This window comes from Desulfovibrio sp. Fe33 (assembly GCF_028532725.1).
Lineage (GTDB): Bacteria > Desulfobacterota > Desulfovibrionia > Desulfovibrionales > Desulfovibrionaceae > Pseudodesulfovibrio.
The window spans coordinates 1-562 of the sequence record NZ_JAQKGU010000024.1 but is presented as its reverse complement, the minus strand read 5'-3'; the positions used below and the strand labels follow the sequence as shown (position 1 = coordinate 562).

Below are 562 nucleotides of genomic sequence, written 5' to 3'. Positions count from 1 at the left end.
AATGGTTTTGTCCAACAGCCGGAACCAGCCCTTGTAATCCACGGTCCAGACATGGTTGGGATGGTCGGGGACGGTCAATTGCCCTGGCCATTGGCGGAAACAGGCGTTGCGTTTTCTTTTTTGCCGCGTCAGCCCTTCCTCTTTCAGGATGACGGCAATGGTGCTGGGAGAGGGGGGCTTGAGGCCCCTGGCCCGGAATTCTCCGGCGATCTTGCGGGGGCCTTGGCCGGGATTCGCCTTGCGCAGGGCGACGATGGCCTCGCGCATTTCGATGGGCGTCTTGTGCGGGCACCGGCGCGGCCCACGGCTTAGCTCACAAAACCCGTGCGCTCCGTATTTGTAGAATCTGTTCAGCCACTTGTACCCCGTCTTCCGGCTGATTCCATACTTTCGGCACAGGGACGCCATCGGCTCACCCCGCAGCAACGCCTCCATAACGAAATTCCATCTCACATCCATAGGTTTCACCTCTTTCCAGGGCATGTGCACCTCCAGGCTTCCATGCCCAAAGTGTTACCCATGTTCCCGGACTAATGTGTTACCTATGTACCCGGACTGTACC

At 58.5% G+C, this 562-nt stretch carries 1 protein-coding gene; it reads right to left on the bottom strand.

Annotation, left to right across the window (positions count from 1 at the left end; all coding sequences use genetic code 11):
- Nucleotides 1-459, bottom strand: a 459-nt coding sequence (locus PSN43_RS15930; protein ID WP_272701725.1) for a helix-turn-helix domain-containing protein, incomplete at its 3' end; no start/stop codon positions are given.
- Between the last annotated feature and the right edge of the window lie 103 nt (nt 460-562).